Source organism: Kaistella rhinocerotis (assembly GCF_030243905.1).
Classification (GTDB): Bacteria; Bacteroidota; Bacteroidia; order Flavobacteriales; family Weeksellaceae; genus Kaistella; species Kaistella rhinocerotis.
In genome coordinates this window covers 962,988-980,860 of record NZ_JASSYY010000001.1, presented here as the reverse complement: position 1 = coordinate 980,860, position 17,873 = coordinate 962,988, and the positions used below count along the sequence as shown (strand labels likewise).

Here is a 17,873-nt window from a genome sequence, read left to right as displayed (position 1 = left end):
TTATCTATGTAAACTATGAATAAACTGAAGTTGTTCACGATATTAATGTTTTGTTCTACACTTATCCTTATGAGTTGCGGCGGTGGCAACAGTAAGAAAGGTGGCGGAACAAAGCGTTTCACCAGTAAAACCGGCTGGAAACCCAACGACCAAAAAGGCTGGTTCTTTACCGGAAAACAGCAAAAACAGAAAGGTTGGCCAGGAATGGTTTACGTAGAAGGCGGTACCTTCACCATGGGTCTTGTGAAAGATGACGTGATGCATGACTGGAACAACACGCCGCGCCGTATGCAGGTAAGTGCCTTTTTCATCGGTGAAACTGAAATCACCAACTATGAATACCGCGAATACGTTACCTGGTTAAAATTTGTTTTCCCACCGTCTGACCCTAGCTTTAAAGAAATCTACAAAGGTGCTTTGCCAGATACACTTGTTTGGAATAATGAGCTTTCGCGAAATGATTTTGCTGAAACCTATTTCCGCCGTCCTGAATACGATTATTATCCTGTTGTAGGGGTTTCGTGGTTACAGGCGTCTCGCTACTGCGACTGGTTGACAGACCGTGCGAATGAGAAGGCGCTGATGGAGCAGGGTGTAATCTCGAAAGATTTTTACACGAATGATGCTAATAACCAAGGTGCGAACTCATTTAACCTTGATAAATTCAAAGCGAATGATCCGGAACTTGAAGCGTACATCAATACACAGCGACTTCAGCAACGTTCGGGCATCAAGACGAGCAATCAGCGAATTTTAGCTGCCAACCGAAATGCTGCGGCAGGCGTAGTTGAAAAATTCCGTCTTCCAACTGAAGTTGAGTGGGAATTTGCCGCACTGGGCATGCAAAAAGAACGTGAGTACAACCTATACAAAAACAAGGAGCCACAAATCGAGGAGCTTAAAGGTAAAAAAGGCCGTGACCGCGGTATGTACCTTGAAAACTTCAAGCAGGGGCGGGGAGATTACTCCGGTGTTGCAGGTTGGAAAAATGACGGTTCACCTACTACGGCGGACGTAAAACAATACCCTTCCAACAATCTTGGAATCTATGGGATGTTCGGCAACGTTGCTGAATGGACTGCGGATGTTTACCGTCCGATCATCGATGACGAAGCAAGCGATTTCAACTATTACCGTGGAAATGTAGCGCAGGAAGTTGCAAGAAATGCTGACGGTACATTTAAAAAAGTAGAAGCAGCAAAATACGACACCTTAGCGGACGGCCGATTGGTTTACCGTGGATTGCCTGGTCAGTATGAGCGTGAAACCGTGGCAGATTACCGAAACTATCGTGACGGTGACTTCCAGTCTTCTCTGGACGCAGGTTATGGACGTGCGGAAGACAGTACTACTGCCGGATACAACATGTACAACTCTGAACGTAAAAGATTCATCGTAGACGGTCGCGGACGTGTTGTGATGCAGAAAGATCCAATTGCACGTACGACAAGAATTTCAAATGAAGTCCGCGTGATCAAAGGTGGTTCTTGGCTTGACGGTGCTTATTGGCTAGATCCGGGTCAGCGTCGCTACAGAGACGAAGCCAAAGCGTATGGCTGGGTTGGTTTCCGTGTCGCGCAGGATGCTAAATCTGCCGGTAAGGGACGAACAAAACGTTAATTTATTTAAAAACATATTTAAAATCCTTTTGCTTACCGCAGAAGGATTTTTATTTTTGCGGTTATGAATGCAGCTACTTTTTATCCCGTTTTTTTGAACGCAAACGGCGTGACCATTGACAGCCGGAAAATAAAGACGGGAGACGTTTTTCTCGCTTTTTCGGGCGAAAATTTTGATGCAGCGACACTGGCCGAAGATGCGGTAAATCGCGGTGCCACAGCGGTGATTGTGGAAAACGAAGCATTCGCTAACGCTTCCAGACAAATTTTTTACGTTCCATCGACGCTTGAATTTTTGCAGGGATTAGCGTCATACCATCGTCAGCAGCTGGATATACCGGTCATCGCGCTCACTGGCAGCAACGGGAAGACCACTACGAAGGAAATAATTCACGCTGTTCTTTCGCAAAAGTATAATGTACAGTTTACTCAGGGTAATCTGAATAATCATATCGGTGTACCGCTCACGCTGCTTTCTATCAATAAAACGCATGAAATGGCTGTAGTAGAGATGGGTGCAAACCATCAGAAAGAAATCGAGTTTCTGTGTGGCATTGCGAAACCTACAATTGGCTATATCACCAACTTCGGGAAAGCACATCTCGAAGGTTTCGGTGGGGTAGAAGGTGTGATCAAAGGAAAATCGGAGCTGTATGAATACCTTCAACAGAACGACGGCAAAATACTCCTAAATGAGAACGACCAGATTCAACTTGAAAAAACAGCCGGTTATCCGCACCTTATCACGTTTGGAAGAGAAAGTTCAGATTATTTTTTTAATGAAATCAATGAGCAGAATTTCGTTGGTCTGAATTACAAAGCCGAAAATGCACTTTCACGTTTGACCGGAGCTTATAACTTCACTAACCTGTGCGCCGCCGCGAGTTTAGGTTTCCATTTCGGATTGAATTTTACTCAAATCAAGACTGCGATCGAAAATTATCAACCGCAGAACATGCGCTCGCAAATCATGCAGAAAGCGGGCAAGACGCTTGTGTTAGATACCTATAATGCGAATCCGAGTTCTATGACAGAAGCTCTGAAGAATTTCAGCAATTTTGAAGGCTCAAAGACCGTCATCATGGGCGATATGCTCGAACTTGGAGCGGAATCGGATACCGAACACGCGTCCATCCTGCGTGAGGCGGAATCTTTGGGTTTCGAGGAAATAATTACCGTAGGAGAAAACTTTAAGAAAATAAACAATATTTCACAGGCGTATTCAAATGCTGCGGAATTCATTGAAATGCTGCGCCAGAATCCGCTAACATCGAAAAATATACTTCTGAAAGCCTCACGCGGAATTGCGCTGGAGGCAGTTCTGGATTATATCTAAATATACTTAATGCTGAGCCCAGAAATCATTTAGAATCAATTTGATATTTTTAAAGGTTTGTGGTAAAACGTCGCGTGAAATGGCGTCGCTGTCTTTCCAGCAAACTTCCGAGATGCCTTCCTCAAGCTGGGGAACGGGTTTTTCGTTACCCACGTACCGCATTCGGAACCAATAAGTTGTTTTTAAGATTTTCTCGCCGTTGCGTTCGGTGTAGATGTGAAATGTATTGTTCAGAAATTCTTCCAGAATTATTTCTTTCAGCCCTGTTTCTTCCTCTATTTCCCTTACAGCAGCCTGTTCCAGCGATTCTCCTATCTCAATCTTACCTTTAGGCAAATCCCATCTGCCCAGTCGGCGTATAAACAGCACCTCGTTTTTCTGGTTGATCACCACGCCGCCGGCCGCTTCGATCACTTTGAACATATGCGTGAAGTCTTCCCAAATTTCCTCGATGTTTTCGCCATAAACATTAAGCTCTGGGCAAGAGGTGTTCTGAAGCAGGTCAACCGCAATCTCGAGTGTTGCAAATCCTTCGAACCTCAGTTTCTTTTCGATGTCCTCCGGGTACTTACTTAGTGTAAGTTTTTTTTCGTTCACAAAAACTTTATACATTTGCAACGGTATTTTAATCTTGCAAAAATATAAAAAATGAAGTTAGAAGGACGTAAAATAATCGTAAATAAATCCTCAGAACAATTGGTACAGATGCTTAAAAACCCGGCTGATTACCGTGATCTGATGCCGGATTCTCTGCAAAGTTTTGAAGCGCGCGAAGATGGTTTTAAATTCAGCCTGAAAGGTATGCCTGAAATTGCACTGAAAATTTCAGAGGTCACTGACCGTGAAGTGGTGCTGAAATCAGCGGCATCCAATCTTGATTTTGAGCTGAAAGGAACGATGAATCCGATAGCTGAGAACCAAACGGAAGTTCAGTTGCTGTTCGACGGAAAATTCAATCCGTTCATTAAGATGATGGTGGAGAAACCGCTGCAAAATTTCATCAACTCCCTTTCAGACAGTTTGGAAAAGCTTTAATTGAAGGTAAAAATAGAAGCCCCGAAATCTTTCGGGGCTTTTTTTATGCTATTCGGTGGTGTAGTCTGCAAATGCTTCTTCGAGGCTTCCAAATTTGTCTTTAAATTCTGCGATAGGCGAATCCTGAATGATGTTTCCCTTGTGCAGTAAAATAACGCGTGAGCACAGCGCTTCCACCTCCTGCATCACGTGGGTTGAGAGAATCACGGTCTTCTCGCGCCCAATCTCTTTTATTACATTGCGTATTTCCACGATCTGATTGGGATCCAGTCCGTTTGTGGGTTCATCGAGGATCAAAAGTTCCGGTGAATGTAAAATCGCCTGAGCAAGCCCGACGCGTTGGCGGTAACCTTTGGAAAGCTGTGATATTTTCTTGGTTTTTTCCGGCGTAATACCCACAAGTTCAATCACCTCCTCAATTTGGGCTTTGGACACGCCGTGAATTTCTGCTACAAAAGTGAGATATTCTTTCACATACATCTCGGCATAAAGCGGATTATTTTCCGGCAGAAATCCCATTTTACTTTTGGTCTCCAAAGAATGCTGGCTGATGTTTTTGCCTTCGAAAAAGATTTCGCCTTCATCAATTTTCAGTGCGCCTACAATCGATTTCATCAGGGTGGATTTTCCGGCCCCGTTCGGCCCGAGCAACCCAACGATCTCGCTTTTGCCGATTGTTAAACTGACGTTATTCAAGGCTGTTTGTGTTCCGAATTTTTTGGTGAGTCTGTTTATTTGCAGCGACATATTTTCAAATGTTGAAGTGCAAATCTACATTAATTTGAAGAAAAAAGTAGTGATAAACGCTGCGAAGCTGTCGCTTTATCTTTAAATTCAGTTAGAAAAAATACATTTTGGGATGACTTATTTAAACAAAAAAAGACCGAGAAAAATCTCAGTCTATTTTTTAAGTGAGCGCGCCAGGATTCGAACCTGGGACCGTCTGCTTAGAAGGCAGATGCTCTATCCAGCTGAGCTACGCACCCTTAGCGGGTAAAAAAAAATTCCCGAAGGAACTTTTTGTGATAAAAAATGTCGGGGCGGCAGGATTCGAACCTGCGACCTCCTGGTCCCAAACCAGGCGCGATGACCGGACTACGCTACGCCCCGAATATTTTCTGGTTGTTGCGGAGAGTAAGGGATTCGAACCCTTGGTACCGTTTCCAGTACGCATGTTTAGCAAACATGTCCTTTCGGCCTCTCAGGCAACTCTCCAAAAATGCAATATTTTGAATGACCTTCTGTTCTGTAATTGCGAGTGCAAATATAGAATACTTTCCAACATTAACCAAAATTTTTTACGTAATTTATTTTGTATTTTTGAGTCTGAATCCGCAATAAAAAATTGAAAATGCGTAAACCATTATATGTCATAGGATTAGCCGTATTGATAAATTCATGCGCTTCCACCAAACCGGTGAAACAATCATCCACAAATACTAAGACAAACCCGCCGACCAAGACTACCACCCCGAAAACGGCGCAACCGGCAGCGGCAAAACCCACAATTAAATCTGAAAGTGGCTATGATTTCTATAAGGTAAATATTGCTGACGCATCAAAAAACGATAACACCATCAGTTATGGCTCTATCGTATCAGCAAACCCTAATGGATACAAAGTCGTAAAGTCTTTTTTTCCCGCAGTCGCGCAGAATTTCCGTCAGAAATATATCATTTTGCATTATACGGCTTTGGACGATGACAAATCAGTTACAGTCCTTACACAGCAGTCTGTGAGTTCGCATTACTTGGTGAACAGCCACAGCGACCGTGAAATCTACCAGTTAGTGGATGAAAACAAAAGGTCTTACCACGCGGGTGTGAGTTCTTGGCGTAATGACACTTCGCTGAACGACACTTCAATCGGCATTGAGATTGTGAACGCGGGTTACAAAGTAGATTCTAGCGGTATCAAGATTTTTCCGGAATTTGACAACCATCAGATAAAAAAAGTCGGGGCATTGGTAAAGGATATTGCAGACCGATATATGATACCACCAACCAATATTTTGGCACATTCAGATATTGCTCCGACAAGGAAGCAGGATCCCGGCCCGAAATTTCCATGGAAGCAGCTTTATGAGGACTATCAGATCGGTATGTGGTACGATGCGCCTGTTAAGGATGGTTTCTTGAGTCAGACAACACCGGAAAATTATGCAATGCAGTCGGGAAATTCAGAATTTATTTACAGTTACCAGTTGGCACTTAAAAAACTCGGTTATGGTTTAGAAGCCTCCGGACGTGTAGATGATGCCACAAAGAAAACAATCGAAGCATTTCAGTATCATTTCCGTCCTGAGAAATATGACGGCGTAATGGACGCGGAAACCTGGGCAATTTTGCAGGCACTCAACCAAAAATATGCTGCAAAGTAAAAGCTATCAGAATTTAAATAAATAGGGGACGATTTTATTCGTCCCTTTTTATAATATCCCTTATTTTGGCCCTAATTCTTTCATCAAACAAATGTAATCTTATTTAAATATGGAAAACTTCAGATATGAGACTGACCTGCTGGGCACGCTACAGGTTCCGGCAGACGCATATTACGGCGTGCAGACACAGCGCGCTATAGATAATTTTAAGATTTCCGGGCAGCTTCTCTCGTCCTATCCGCATTTTATCCACGGGTTGGCAATGGTAAAAAAGGCGGCTGCGAAAACCAATTATGAACTTGGTTTGCTGGACGAAGAGATGAACAGCCTTATTGGCGAAACCTGCGATGAGATCATGGCCGGCCAATTGCACGACCAGTTTCCGATTGATATGATCCAGGGCGGAGCCGGAACATCAGTCAATATGAATGCGAATGAGGTTATTGCCAACCGCGTGCTCGAAAAGCGTGGCAAAGCGAAAGGCGATTACCAGTTTTGTTCGCCGAATGATCAGGTGAATCTCTCTCAATCTACCAATGATGCGTATCCTACGGCTATAAAAATGGCTTTGCTTAATATGAATTCTGAACTGGTAGAGAAGCTGCGCAAAACGATTTCGGCATTCCGTGCGAAAGGAGTTGAATTCTCCGATGTGATTAAAATGGGTCGTACACAACTTCAGGATGCGGTTCCTATGACGCTCGGGCAGGAGTTTGAAGCGTATGCGGCAACACTTGAAGAAGATATTTCAAAGCTGAACAGCAATGCTAAACTTTTCGTGGAAATCAATATGGGTGCTACTGCGATTGGTACTGGCCTCAATGCGCCTCCCGGGTACGCGCGTCTGTGTGCGAAAAATTTAGCGAAGATTTCGGGTTATCCAATTGTTTCCGCGCCGAACCTGGTTGAGGCAACGCCCGATACGGGTTCTTACGTGATTTATTCGTCTGCGATGAAGCGTTTGGCAGTGAAACTTTCGAAGATTTGTAATGATCTCCGCTTGCTTTCTTCCGGGCCGCGAGCAGGTTTGTTTGAGATCAATCTGCCGCCTATGCAGCCGGGCTCGTCAATTATGCCTGGGAAAGTGAATCCCGTGATACCCGAAGTGGTGAACCAGGTTTGTTTTAAAGTAATAGGGAATGATCTTACGGTTACTTTTGCCGCAGAAGCCGGGCAGCTACAGCTAAATGTGATGGAGCCTGTGCTTTCGCATTCCATTATGGAAAGCATTAATTTTTTGGGCAACGCACTTGATACGCTACGCGAAAAATGCATTACTGGAATTACGGCAAACCGCGAAGTGTGTCTATATATGGTGAAGCACAGCATCGGGATTGTAACCGCGCTGAATCCGTATATCGGTTACAAAAATTCCACTGAAATCGCTAAGGAAGCCCTTGAAACGGGCAAAAGTGTCTATAACCTGGTATTGGAAAAAGGGATTCTTTCCCAGGAAAAACTAGATGAGATTTTGGATCCAGCCAATATGCTGAAGCCTCATAACCTCTAAATAATTTACCCGAGAAATTCGAAACGACGTATAAACGGCGGCACGCACAATGACGAACACACAGGCATTCAGAACAGTTAAGGCAACAGATTCACTCGGTTATACTTATGAAACCGTAGAAAACGACAAGAACGGCGTACGTATTTACACTCTGGAAAACGGACTGAAAGTCTACGTGGCGCAAAATACCGACGCACCAAAAATACAGACGTACATACCGGTAAGGACGGGCAGTAACAACGACCCGGCTGATAATACCGGGCTTGCGCATTATCTCGAACATATGATGTTCAAAGGAACATCGAGACTCGGAACCACTAACTGGGCTAAGGAAAAACCATTATTGGATGAAATTTCGAACCTGTACGAACAGCATAAAGCCGAACAAAATCCGGAAAAGAAAAAGGAAATCTACCGAAAAATAGATGATATTTCGCAGGAAGCCGCCAAATACGCTATCGCGAATGAGTATGATAAGGCCATTTCCTCGCTGGGCGCATCGGGCACGAACGCGCATACCTGGCTTGATGAGACGGTTTATAAGAACAACATTCCGAATAACGAACTTGAAAAATGGCTGAAGATTGAGCGTGAACGTTTTTCGGAAGTCGTGCTTAGGCTGTTCCATACCGAACTTGAATCGGTTTACGAAGAATTCAACCGGGCGCAGGATAATGACATGCGGTTGGTGCATTATGAGCTAATGGACGCGCTTTTTCCCAAGCATCCAAACGGGCAGCAGACCACAATCGGGAAGCCGGATCATCTGAAAAACCCCTCAATGGTGGCAATCCATTCGTATTTTAATACGTATTACGTACCGAATAACTATGCTTTGGTTTTGGTAGGCGATTTAGATTTTGAAAATACTATACAACTTGTCGATCAATATTTTGGCACTTTTAAGTTTAAAGAGTTGCCCGCAAAAACGTCGGTTACTGAAGAACCGATGACGGAAATTGTCGAGCGAACGGTGAAAAGTGCGTCGTCTACGCGTATGCAACTCGCCTGGAGAACAGATTCATACGGAACGCCGAATGCCAGGCTTGCAGAAATAACAGCCAATCTGTTAAGCAATTCCGGTGAATCAGGCCTGATTGATTTAAATATAAATCAGAGCCAGAAAGCGCTGCGTGCCATGGCATATGCGTCGGCATTTAAAAATTACGGCAGCTTCTCGATGGTCGTCATTCCAAAGAGTGGGCAGACGCTGGATGAGGCCAAAAATCTTCTGCTGGAACAGATTGAAAACATAAAAAAAGGCAATTTTGAAGAATGGCTCATTCCAGCGATCGTGAATGACATGAAAATTCACCGCATGAAGTCTTTCGAAACAGCGGATGGCCTTGCAACAGCGCTTTATGGGGCATACATCCATGACAGATCATGGGCCGAGGAGCTGAATGAGATCGCGGCATTTGAAAAGATTTCGAAGGCTGATGTAGTAGAATTTGCCAATGAGTTTTTTAAAGATAACTACGTAGTTATACGTAAAGAAAAAGGCGAGAATGACAAGCTTGTGCGTGTAGAAAATCCCGGTATCACGCCTATAAAACTCAATAAAGAATCGCAGTCACCATTCTTACAGTCAATTTTAGACCAGAAATCAGACGAAATCCAACCTGAATTTGTCGATTACCAAAAAGTGATAAAAACAGAGTGGGTAAGTGGCAAAAAGGTAAGTTTTGTTACCAATAGCTACAATGATGTAGCCCAGGTTTTTTTCATCTATCCATTCGGCACAGATCACGACAGGGAACTCTCACTGGCGACGCAGGTGCTGCATTATCTTGGCACGGATGAACTTTCGGCGGAAGACCTAAAACGGGAGTTGTTCAAACTGGGTATTACCAATGATTTCCGAATCTTACAGGATCAGCTTACCATTTCTCTGGCCGGACTCGAAGAAAATATGCCCGCGGCGATTTCGCTTCTGAAGCACTGGATGCAAAACGCACAGCCTGACCAACAGGTTTATGAAGAAAACGTGCAGACCATTCTGGAAAGCCGTGAAGTTGCCAAAAAAGACAAAGGCCGCATCATGACCGCGCTTACCAATTATGCTAAATACGGCCGCGAGTCCAGATTCCGAGATGTACTTTCGGAGCAGCGTTTGAAGCAAATCAAATCGGCAGACATGACGCAGAAAATCCAGGATTTGCTGCTTATGCCTTATCAAATCTTTTTTTACGGTAATGATTTTGAAAAATTTCAGAAATATGTAGAAGTCTTCATCGAAGAGGAAACCATCGAAATCCCGCCTAGGAAGGTATACCCTGAACCTGCAGCCGAAGGAATCGTTTACTTCACGCCGTATGATATGGTGCAGACCGAAATGAGCCGTGTGGCAAAAGCTGGCAATGTAAACCTGAAGAATATGGGTAAAATAAACGTTTTCAACGAATATTTTGGCCGCGGACTGTCGTCCATCGTTTTCCAGGAAATCCGCGAAAGTAAAAGTCTGGCCTATTCAGCGTATGTGTATTACGCGCCCGCTTCGGAAATTGGCAGACCAGATTACGTCACCACTTACATTGGAACTCAGGTTGATAAACTGGCGCAGGCCATCGATTCAATGGATGAACTCATGACTGTTTTCCCCGAAGTTCCGGCCCAGTTTGAAAATGCGAGAACAGCAGCGCTGAAGCAGATCGCCGCGGGCAGAATTAACAGAACAAACCTGTTTTTTAATCTTTTGAATCTTCAGAAATTGGGTGTAGATTATGATTTGCGTAAGGATCTGTATGCGGAAATCAGTTCGCTTAGCGTTTCAGATGTAGCGCAGTTTTACAATGAACACATGAGACCATTAAAGTTTAATACGGCACTTATGGGCAAAAAAGAAAATCTGGATATGGCTGCTCTTGAGAAACTCGGCAAATTTAAGGAATTAAGCCTGGAAGAGATTTTCGGATATTAGACCTTTAGCCATTAAGATCGTGAAAAGAAATCGTTTATGACTTTTTTAAATGAATTATGTTGATTTAACTAGTTAATTTTTGGGTGAATTAACGGCAGATAATTACGTGAGATTTACGAAGTTTGCTATTCCAAATCTGATCACCATAACCATGAAAACTACAAAACTCCGGCATTTGCCGGAGTTTTAGTTTTAAGTAAAATGTATGGTCTTATTTCACGACCTTCATTTCGTTGATCAGCCATTTGGCATCCGCATATTTATCGATGATGAACAGAATATATTTCGTGTCCACCATGATGTTACGGCTGAAACGAGGATCAAAGTTGATGTCGCTCATCGTGCCTTCCCACTGGCGGTCAAAATTCAGTCCGATAAGGTTTCCGTGCGCATCCAGCGCGGGGCTTCCGGAGTTTCCGCCCGTTGTGTGGTTGGTCGCCGTAAAATTCACAGGAACGTCGCCGGTTTTGTCCTTATAGATTCCGTAATCTTTCGTGTTATAAAGATCGATAAGCTTTTTAGGTACATCAAATTCATAATCGCCAGGCACATATTTCTCCATGATTCCTGAAAGATGCGTTTGATATCCGTAATAAACAGCATCACGCGGATTTGAACCTTTAATTTGACCGTAGGTTACACGCAAAGTAGAGTTCGCATCCGGAAAAAACTTGCGGTCTTTGTCCGTTTCCATCTGCTGTGCCATGAATTTTTTCTGTAGCACGTCAATCTGGTCCTGTAGGGGTGCAAACTTGCTTTCTGAAGTTGCCATATACGTTTCGCGCATTCCGGCAGCCAACTGTATGATCGGATCATTTTTTAAAGCTTTCATAAGCTCCGCAGAATTTGCAAAAACTTTATTGATATCCGCAGATGCAGTGGCTCCGTTCAGTGCATGACGCCCGGTGACAACCGAATTTTTTGACCAGTTTTCAATTGCGGTCAGGTTTTTATTTTCATCAGCAAACTGATCGAAATTGGCAGGTAAAAATGCTTTCGGCGTTTTATTGGCGTAGAGAGCCAGCAGTTTGGCCGTCACTTTTGCATCCAGTTCCGCATCATAGTCCTTGTAGAAAGACTGAAGTCGGTTTGTAAATGAAGTTTTGGCTTTTTCGTCCATCTTTCCGGCCTCAACATTCTGCATGTAGTTGAGATAAAGATTTGCCAAGGTCAGTGTTTCGGCGTTACGTACTACTTCGCTGTAGTAGGCGCGGTTCAGCGCATAAGGCGCCTGCTCCGTGTAAAGACGGTTCAGCTCATCGATGGTTGGTTTTATCTGCGCGTTTTTAGCGATTAAACTTTGCTCGTACTGTTTCTTTTTGCCTACCGCATCAGATTTTTTCAAACCTTCTACCTCCCCAATCCATTTTTTCCAGTAATTCGCTACGGAAGCGTATTTTGAAGCATATTTAATACGCGTTTCGGCATCTGCACGCATTTTTTCGTCTAAAGTTTTCAGTGCCACTTCACGTACTGAGATCATCGCAGGATCGGTATCCGTCATTACTTTTTCTACCGCAATCGCCGGAAGGTATTCCGTTGTTCTGCCCGGGAAGCCGAATACGAACGTGAAATCGTTCTCGTTTTTATCTTTAATGGAAACAGGTAAAAAATGTTTTGGCTTGTAAGGTACATTGTCTTTCGAATATTCCGCGGGCCTGTTGTTTTTGTCCGCATAAATTCTGAACATCGAAAAATCTCCCGTGTGGCGGGGCCAAACCCAGTTGTCGGTATCTGAACCGAATTTGCCGATGCTCGACGGTGGGGCACCTACCAACCGTACATCTTTGTAAGTGTCGATTACGTAAGCATAATATTTATTGCCATAATACATCGGTCTGATCACCACTTTTTGCCACGGCTCCAGTTTGAATGTAGCTTTTACACGCTCGGTGTTTTTATCAATAAGGGCTTGCGCCGCTGTCGCGTCAAGATTTTTCGTTCCTGCAAGCACCTGGTCTGTCACTTCTTTGATATCTGCAATGAAATCTACGGTTACACCCGGATTCGGAAGTTCACCCGACATGTTTTTTGCCCAAAAACCATCCGTCAGATAGTCATTCTGCACGCTCGAATGCTTTTGAATTTGCCCGTATCCGCAGTGGTGATTCGTAAGTAAAAGTCCCTGTGGTGAGATGATTTCTGCAGTACAGCCACCGTTAAACTGCACGACGGCGTCTTTAATGCTTGGTTTCGATGGATCAAATATCTGTTTAGCGGAAATCTTCATTCCCAAATCCTTCATTTCCTTCTCATTCAGTTCGGTCGGAATCCACATTCCGCCATACTGCTGGCCAAATGCCATCACAGCGGGAAAAATTATTGCAGCAAGCAATAGATGTTTTCTGTTCATTCTAGTAAAATTTGGTCTAAAAATAGAGATTTTTAGGCGAATAAAAAAAGCACGCAACTGCCATGGGACAATAAGCTTGAATTGTGGAAGAGGGACTGCAAGTGCGCCCGATCGCTGTAGGTTCGCGTGGCATTACTTTTGACGTGCTGAGATTTGACATTAAACATTGAAAATATGCTATTATTAGCTGAGCAGCTACTTTGGTTATTCCTGCTTGCGATACCCATAGCCTGCATTGCCTGGACGGTAACACACGAAGAAATATTCCGTGAACCGCGGGAATACTGCGTGAAGCGTTCGCAGGAAAGTGAGAAACTTTATCAGCGCAAATTTTTCTATCTGTTCACGTGCGAATACTGTTTCAGCCACTACGTAACGGCGTTTTTTCTGATTGTTACTAAATATAGGCTGCTTTTCGATGACTGGCGGGGCTATCTGATTTCATTCTTTGCACTGGTGTTTTTGGCTAATGTTTATATGAGTCTTTTTGCGCTGCTGAGGCAGAATCTAAAGGTTGAAAAATTGGAAGCCAAATTAAAAGACAACGAGTGGCATGAAGTGAAGGAAGAGATAGAAGCGGAGAAAAAATAATGGACTTTTAGTTTTAAACAATAAAAAATAAAGATATGGACAACACGGAAAGACTTGAAAAGTACGAGTATGATGATTACACGGTAGTTACCAACTTCGAAACTTACGAACAGGCTGAAGAGTACGCACGCGAGCATAATTCTGAACTTATTGAAGTCGGTTTCACGGACGGTTCAGACAACCCGATGCCTGACACGACGGGTAATTTGATCGCAGAGCGTAGAAGTTTTAAAGTTGGCCTCGATAAAGAATATCAGGTTTATTACTCGCAGGATGAAGGATTTCAGGCGATGGCCGAGCAGGTTTTGGAAGAACTGAAGAAAAAAGAAGACGACGATACGCCTGAAGATTGGCTTGCAGACCAAAACATTGCGCCACGGGACCGAATCATCATCGTTAAAAACGGCGAAGTTAACACAGTGACCACGCGTGAAAGAATCAAATTTTTAATGCGCGGAAGCCTGTACGAACTTGCTGTGAAAGTTCCGAAGACCGACTAAGGACGAAGTAGGCAATCTCGTTTTTTAAAATTTTTTTCAACTCATAAATTCCGCAAAACCGCTTCCGGAGCTTTGCGGTTTTTGCTGTTTAGAATTACTGTTTTTAAAGCTAAATTGCGTGGTACGGGTTCTGTTATTAATTAGAAGTCGATCCAGAGTAGCATTTAGCTTAAAATTAAATATATTTGAAGAAGCAAGCCTGAAGCTTCTTTTCTCATGTAAAACCTTTCCCAAAACGCGCCTATTATGGACAAAGTGCTGCCATTCTCCCTTTTTACGGACCATGATGTTTATCTGTTTCGCGAGGGCAAACATTTCAGGCTTTACGACAAATTCGGGGCACATACAATTGAACATGACGGCGTAAAAGGCTCCTATTTTGCGGTCTGGGCACCCAATGCCGAGGAAGTATCGGTGATAGGGACGTTCAACAACTGGAACAGCGAATCGCACAAACTTTTACCGAGATGGGATGGTTCCGGAATTTGGGAAGGTTTCATCGCCCATATTGCTTGGGGAAACCTTTATAAATACGCGATTCGTAGCAATAGGGATGTGCTTCTCGAAAAAGGCGATCCGTTTGCTTTGGCCTGGGAGCAGAACGTGCAGGCTGCATCCGTGGTTTCCACCACATGGTTTGACTGGAAAGACCGGGAATGGATGCGTAAGAGGAAGAAGAACAACAGTCTGAAATCGCCCATTTCGGTGTACGAAATGCACTTGGCTTCCTGGATGCGCGGCACCACGGACCCCGAAAGATTCTTCAGCTACCGCGAAATTGCCGAACGCCTGGTGCCTTACCTCAAAGAAATGAACTTTACGCATGTAGAATTCATGCCTCTGATGGAATATCCATATGATCCGAGCTGGGGCTATCAGGTTACAGGTTTTTACGCTGCTACTTCGCGCTTTGGTTCACCACAGGATCTGATGTTTTTAATTGACGAGCTTCACCGCCATGAGATCGGCGTAATCCTCGATTGGGTACCGTCTCATTTTCCTGGCGATGCAAACGGGCTGCATTATTTTGACGGGACTTACCTTTATGAGCACGAGGATCCGCGCAAAGGATTTCATCCCGAATGGAAATCGCATATTTTCAATTACGGCCGACCGGAAGTAAGGTCATTTTTAATTTCAAATGCCATGTTTTGGCTGGACCGTTATCATGCGGACGGCCTCCGCGTGGATGCGGTAACATCGATGCTGCATCTTGATTATGCCCGGAATGAGGGCGAATGGGAGCCCAATGCCGAAGGTGGGAATGTCAACCTAGAAGCATTGAAGTTCCTGCAGGATTTTAATACCGCGGTTTATAAGGGATTTCCGGACGTGATGACTATCGCCGAAGAGAGTTCAGACTTTCCGATGCTTACAAAACCCGTGCATGACGGCGGTGTAGGTTTCGGGATGAAATGGATGATGGGCTGGATGCATGATACTTTAAAATATTTCAAGGAAGACCCGCTCTTCCGAAAATATGAGCATAACAAGATCACCTTTTCGTCCATGTACGTGTACAACGAAAATTACATGATGCCGCTTTCTCACGATGAAGTTGTGCATGGAAAATCGAGCCTGATCTACAAGATGCCGGGCGACGAGTGGCAGAAATTTGCAAATCTCCGTGCACTTTACACCTACATGTACACGCATCCGGGCGCAAAACTGCTTTTCATGGGTGGCGAATTCGGCCAGACCGGCGAATGGAATTTTACACGCTCGCTTGATTGGCATCTTCTTGAACATTCGGTTCACAAAGGTCTGCAGGAGTACGTAAAAGAACTGAACAGGCTGTACAGAACCGAAACTTCGCTGTATGAAAATCAGTTTGACAGAAGTGGTTTTGAATGGGTGGAAGCGAACGATGACAACAATTCTGTATTCGTTTATTTAAGAAAGGGCAGTGCGGAAAATGACATGACGATGATCGTCTTGAACCTGACTCCGCGCGTTTTCGATTATAAAATAGGAGTTGATGAAGGCACGAACTGGGAAGTGATCTTGAACTCCGATGACAAAACGTTTGGTGGAAGTGGAGTTTTGCCCGAAATTTTAGATGAAGAAGATGACGAATGGATGTACAGACCAAATTCATTGGTTCTAAGGTTGCCACCATTGGCCGGCGTGGTCTTAAAGCAGAAAAAATAGTTTAAGCCCACATTTTGGTCTAAATAAAAAATTTTTAAATCTGGCCCTATGAAGATAATCAATCTTTCGATGGAGTGTTATCCGGTTGCTAAGGTCGGCGGCCTGGCAGACGTGGTAGGCGCTTTACCAAAGTATTTGAATAAGATTGAAGGAATATCAGCTTGCGTCGTGATGCCTTTTTATGACCGTAGTTTTGTGCATCAGCATGAATTTGAAATCGTTTTTGAAGGACAGATTCGTCAGAACTACCAGCATTTCAACGTCCAAGTACTCAAAGAAAAGAACGATGTCCTGGGATTTGAACTATTCCTTGTCAAAGTTCCGGGGCTTCTAGACCGTGAAAATCCTTATGGCTATTGGGATGAAAGTCAGCAGTTCCTGGCGTTTCAGCACGCTGTGCTGCATTGGCTGACGGAAGCGAAAATCCGCCCCGATATTCTGCATTGCCATGATTATCACACCGGTCTCGTACCTTTCATGATTGAAAACTGTCCGGAATTCGGCTTTTTGCAAGGTGTGAAAACCATAGGCACCATTCACAACGGCGAGTATCAGGGACAGATGAAATGGGAAATGGCCGATTATTTACCGTGGTACCGCAGTGAAAATGCCGGATTACTTGATTGGGACGGCTTGATCAATCCGCTTGCAGCGATGATCAAATGCTGCCATGCTTTCAATGCGGTTTCGGAAGGATATCTGCACGAGCTTTTTTGGGATCTTCGGGGTCTTGAGCGCCTGGTGCAGCAGGAACATGCTAAGGCTTTCGGCATTATCAACGGGATTGATACAGAAGTCTGGGATCCGGCAACCGATGAGTTTCTGGACTTTAATTTTAATAATGAAAATGCACTCCAAGGTAAATCTGAAAATAAAAAAGCGCTTTGTCACGCTTACGGTCTGAATCCTGACTTGCCTCTGTTCAGTTTTATCGGTCGCTTTGCCGGTGAAAAAGGCGCAGACCTTTTGCCGGAAATTGTGGCGAAGGCAATACAAAGTACCGGGGGCGCGCTGAATATCATGATTCTTGGTTCCGGCGACAAGCGGATCGAGTTTGAACTTACAGAACTGAATAAGACGTTTGACAATCTCGCACTTGAACTCGGCTACAAAGAATATCTTTCGCATAAGATCTATGCGGGCGCTGACTTTCTGCTGATGCCTTCACGGGTGGAGCCCTGTGGCCTGAACCAAATGTATGCGATGCGGTACGGCACCGTACCGGTTGTGCGCTACACCGGAGGTCTTCGTGATACCGTGAATGATATATCACGCGGCGGCAGCGGACTTAATTTTGGAAGTGCAACCGCTGAAGACGTGACTCACGCGATCCACCGGGCGCTTCACATGTACTATGAGCCCGGCATGATGGATGATTTGGTGCATTTGAACATGAAATTCGATTTTTCCTGGGACAGCTCTGCCTTACGTTATCTGGATTTGTACCGGCGATAGGAGAGCTTTTCACTAATTTTCTC

13 protein-coding genes and 3 tRNA genes are annotated in these 17,873 nt (G+C 44.2%); 10 read left to right on the top strand and 6 right to left on the bottom strand.

The annotated features are described in order from the left end of the window. The first annotated feature begins 15 nt into the window (after positions 1 to 15). Positions 16 to 1,620, top strand: a complete 1,605-nt coding sequence (gldJ, locus tag QEP06_RS04560; protein ID WP_251834115.1) for a gliding motility lipoprotein GldJ — start codon at positions 16 to 18, stop codon at positions 1,618 to 1,620. Between the two features lie 63 nt (positions 1,621 to 1,683). Beyond that, positions 1,684 to 2,955: a UDP-N-acetylmuramoyl-tripeptide--D-alanyl-D-alanine ligase gene (locus QEP06_RS04555; protein ID WP_285269258.1), complete on the top strand. Its 1,272-nt coding sequence runs from the start codon at positions 1,684 to 1,686 to the stop codon at positions 2,953 to 2,955. A gap of 6 nt (positions 2,956 to 2,961) precedes the next feature. Here the strand turns inward: QEP06_RS04555 and QEP06_RS04550 are convergent, their stop codons facing one another. Next, entirely contained in the window at positions 2,962 to 3,567 is a 606-nt protein-coding gene (locus QEP06_RS04550) for an NUDIX hydrolase (RefSeq protein ID WP_251834113.1), read from the bottom strand. A gap of 36 nt (positions 3,568 to 3,603) precedes the next feature. Between QEP06_RS04550 and QEP06_RS04545 the strand changes: the two genes are divergently transcribed. Further along, positions 3,604 to 3,990: an SRPBCC family protein gene (locus QEP06_RS04545; protein WP_285269257.1), complete on the top strand. Its 387-nt coding sequence runs from the start codon at positions 3,604 to 3,606 to the stop codon at positions 3,988 to 3,990. A gap of 48 nt (positions 3,991 to 4,038) precedes the next feature. Here QEP06_RS04545 and QEP06_RS04540 read toward each other — a convergent pair whose 3' ends face one another. From QEP06_RS04540 to QEP06_RS04525, 4 genes are all read right to left on the bottom strand, one after another. After that, positions 4,039 to 4,737 carry an ABC transporter ATP-binding protein gene (locus QEP06_RS04540; protein ID WP_285269256.1) on the bottom strand — a complete coding sequence of 233 codons (699 nt, stop codon included), beginning with the start codon at positions 4,735 to 4,737 and terminating at the stop codon, positions 4,039 to 4,041. 165 nt (positions 4,738 to 4,902) lie between these two features. After that, positions 4,903 to 4,976 (bottom strand) — tRNA-Arg (locus QEP06_RS04535). A 49-nt stretch (positions 4,977 to 5,025) separates the two neighbouring features. Further along, positions 5,026 to 5,100 (bottom strand) — tRNA-Pro (locus QEP06_RS04530). 18 nt (positions 5,101 to 5,118) lie between these two features. Further along, positions 5,119 to 5,205 (bottom strand) — tRNA-Ser (locus tag QEP06_RS04525). Positions 5,206 to 5,341: 136 nt separating this feature from the next. Between QEP06_RS04525 and QEP06_RS04520 the strand changes: the two genes are divergently transcribed. From QEP06_RS04520 to QEP06_RS04510, 3 genes are all read left to right on the top strand, one after another. After that, positions 5,342 to 6,370 carry an N-acetylmuramoyl-L-alanine amidase gene (locus QEP06_RS04520; protein ID WP_285269255.1) on the top strand — a complete coding sequence of 343 codons (1,029 nt, stop codon included), beginning with the start codon at positions 5,342 to 5,344 and terminating at the stop codon, positions 6,368 to 6,370. A 109-nt stretch (positions 6,371 to 6,479) separates the two neighbouring features. Continuing rightward, the gene (gene aspA, locus QEP06_RS04515; RefSeq protein WP_285269254.1) at positions 6,480 to 7,880 is read left to right on the top strand and encodes an aspartate ammonia-lyase; all 1,401 of its coding nucleotides are present in this window, start codon (positions 6,480 to 6,482) and stop codon (positions 7,878 to 7,880) included. Between the two features lie 49 nt (positions 7,881 to 7,929). Next, on the top strand, positions 7,930 to 10,800 hold the full coding sequence (locus tag QEP06_RS04510; RefSeq protein ID WP_285269253.1) for a M16 family metallopeptidase: 2,871 nt from the start codon (positions 7,930 to 7,932) through the stop codon (positions 10,798 to 10,800). A 211-nt stretch (positions 10,801 to 11,011) separates the two neighbouring features. Here QEP06_RS04510 and QEP06_RS04505 read toward each other — a convergent pair whose 3' ends face one another. Further along, complete coding sequence (locus tag QEP06_RS04505) at positions 11,012 to 13,153, bottom strand: S46 family peptidase (protein WP_285269252.1); 2,142 nt, start codon at positions 13,151 to 13,153, stop codon at positions 11,012 to 11,014. 174 nt (positions 13,154 to 13,327) lie between these two features. Between QEP06_RS04505 and QEP06_RS04500 the strand changes: the two genes are divergently transcribed. The 4 genes from QEP06_RS04500 (at position 13,328) to QEP06_RS04485 (ending at position 17,850) form a co-directional block, all read left to right on the top strand. After that, positions 13,328 to 13,744, top strand: a complete 417-nt coding sequence (locus tag QEP06_RS04500; RefSeq protein ID WP_251834105.1) for a hypothetical protein — start codon at positions 13,328 to 13,330, stop codon at positions 13,742 to 13,744. Between the two features lie 35 nt (positions 13,745 to 13,779). Then, positions 13,780 to 14,244, top strand: a complete 465-nt coding sequence (locus tag QEP06_RS04495; RefSeq protein ID WP_285269251.1) for a hypothetical protein — start codon at positions 13,780 to 13,782, stop codon at positions 14,242 to 14,244. A 246-nt stretch (positions 14,245 to 14,490) separates the two neighbouring features. Next, entirely contained in the window at positions 14,491 to 16,395 is a 1,905-nt protein-coding gene (glgB, locus tag QEP06_RS04490; RefSeq protein WP_285269250.1) for a 1,4-alpha-glucan branching protein GlgB, read from the top strand. Positions 16,396 to 16,443: 48 nt separating this feature from the next. Next, a complete protein-coding gene (locus tag QEP06_RS04485; RefSeq protein WP_285269249.1) occupies positions 16,444 to 17,850 on the top strand; it encodes a glycogen synthase in 1,407 nt (468 codons plus the stop codon). Positions 17,851 to 17,873 lie beyond the last annotated feature (23 nt).

Coding starts and splice junctions, on each gene's coding strand:
- gldJ (WP_251834115.1), top strand. CDS start 16: ATGAATAAACTGAAGTTGTTCACGATATTAATGTTTTGTTCTACACTT.
- QEP06_RS04555 (WP_285269258.1), top strand. CDS start 1,684: ATGAATGCAGCTACTTTTTATCCCGTTTTTTTGAACGCAAACGGCGTG.
- QEP06_RS04550 (WP_251834113.1), bottom strand. CDS start 3,567: ATGTATAAAGTTTTTGTGAACGAAAAAAAACTTACACTAAGTAAGTAC.
- QEP06_RS04545 (WP_285269257.1), top strand. CDS start 3,604: ATGAAGTTAGAAGGACGTAAAATAATCGTAAATAAATCCTCAGAACAA.
- QEP06_RS04540 (WP_285269256.1), bottom strand. CDS start 4,737: ATGTCGCTGCAAATAAACAGACTCACCAAAAAATTCGGAACACAAACA.
- QEP06_RS04520 (WP_285269255.1), top strand. CDS start 5,342: ATGCGTAAACCATTATATGTCATAGGATTAGCCGTATTGATAAATTCA.
- aspA (WP_285269254.1), top strand. CDS start 6,480: ATGGAAAACTTCAGATATGAGACTGACCTGCTGGGCACGCTACAGGTT.
- QEP06_RS04510 (WP_285269253.1), top strand. CDS start 7,930: ATGACGAACACACAGGCATTCAGAACAGTTAAGGCAACAGATTCACTC.
- QEP06_RS04505 (WP_285269252.1), bottom strand. CDS start 13,153: ATGAACAGAAAACATCTATTGCTTGCTGCAATAATTTTTCCCGCTGTG.
- QEP06_RS04500 (WP_251834105.1), top strand. CDS start 13,328: ATGCTATTATTAGCTGAGCAGCTACTTTGGTTATTCCTGCTTGCGATA.
- QEP06_RS04495 (WP_285269251.1), top strand. CDS start 13,780: ATGGACAACACGGAAAGACTTGAAAAGTACGAGTATGATGATTACACG.
- glgB (WP_285269250.1), top strand. CDS start 14,491: ATGGACAAAGTGCTGCCATTCTCCCTTTTTACGGACCATGATGTTTAT.
- QEP06_RS04485 (WP_285269249.1), top strand. CDS start 16,444: ATGAAGATAATCAATCTTTCGATGGAGTGTTATCCGGTTGCTAAGGTC.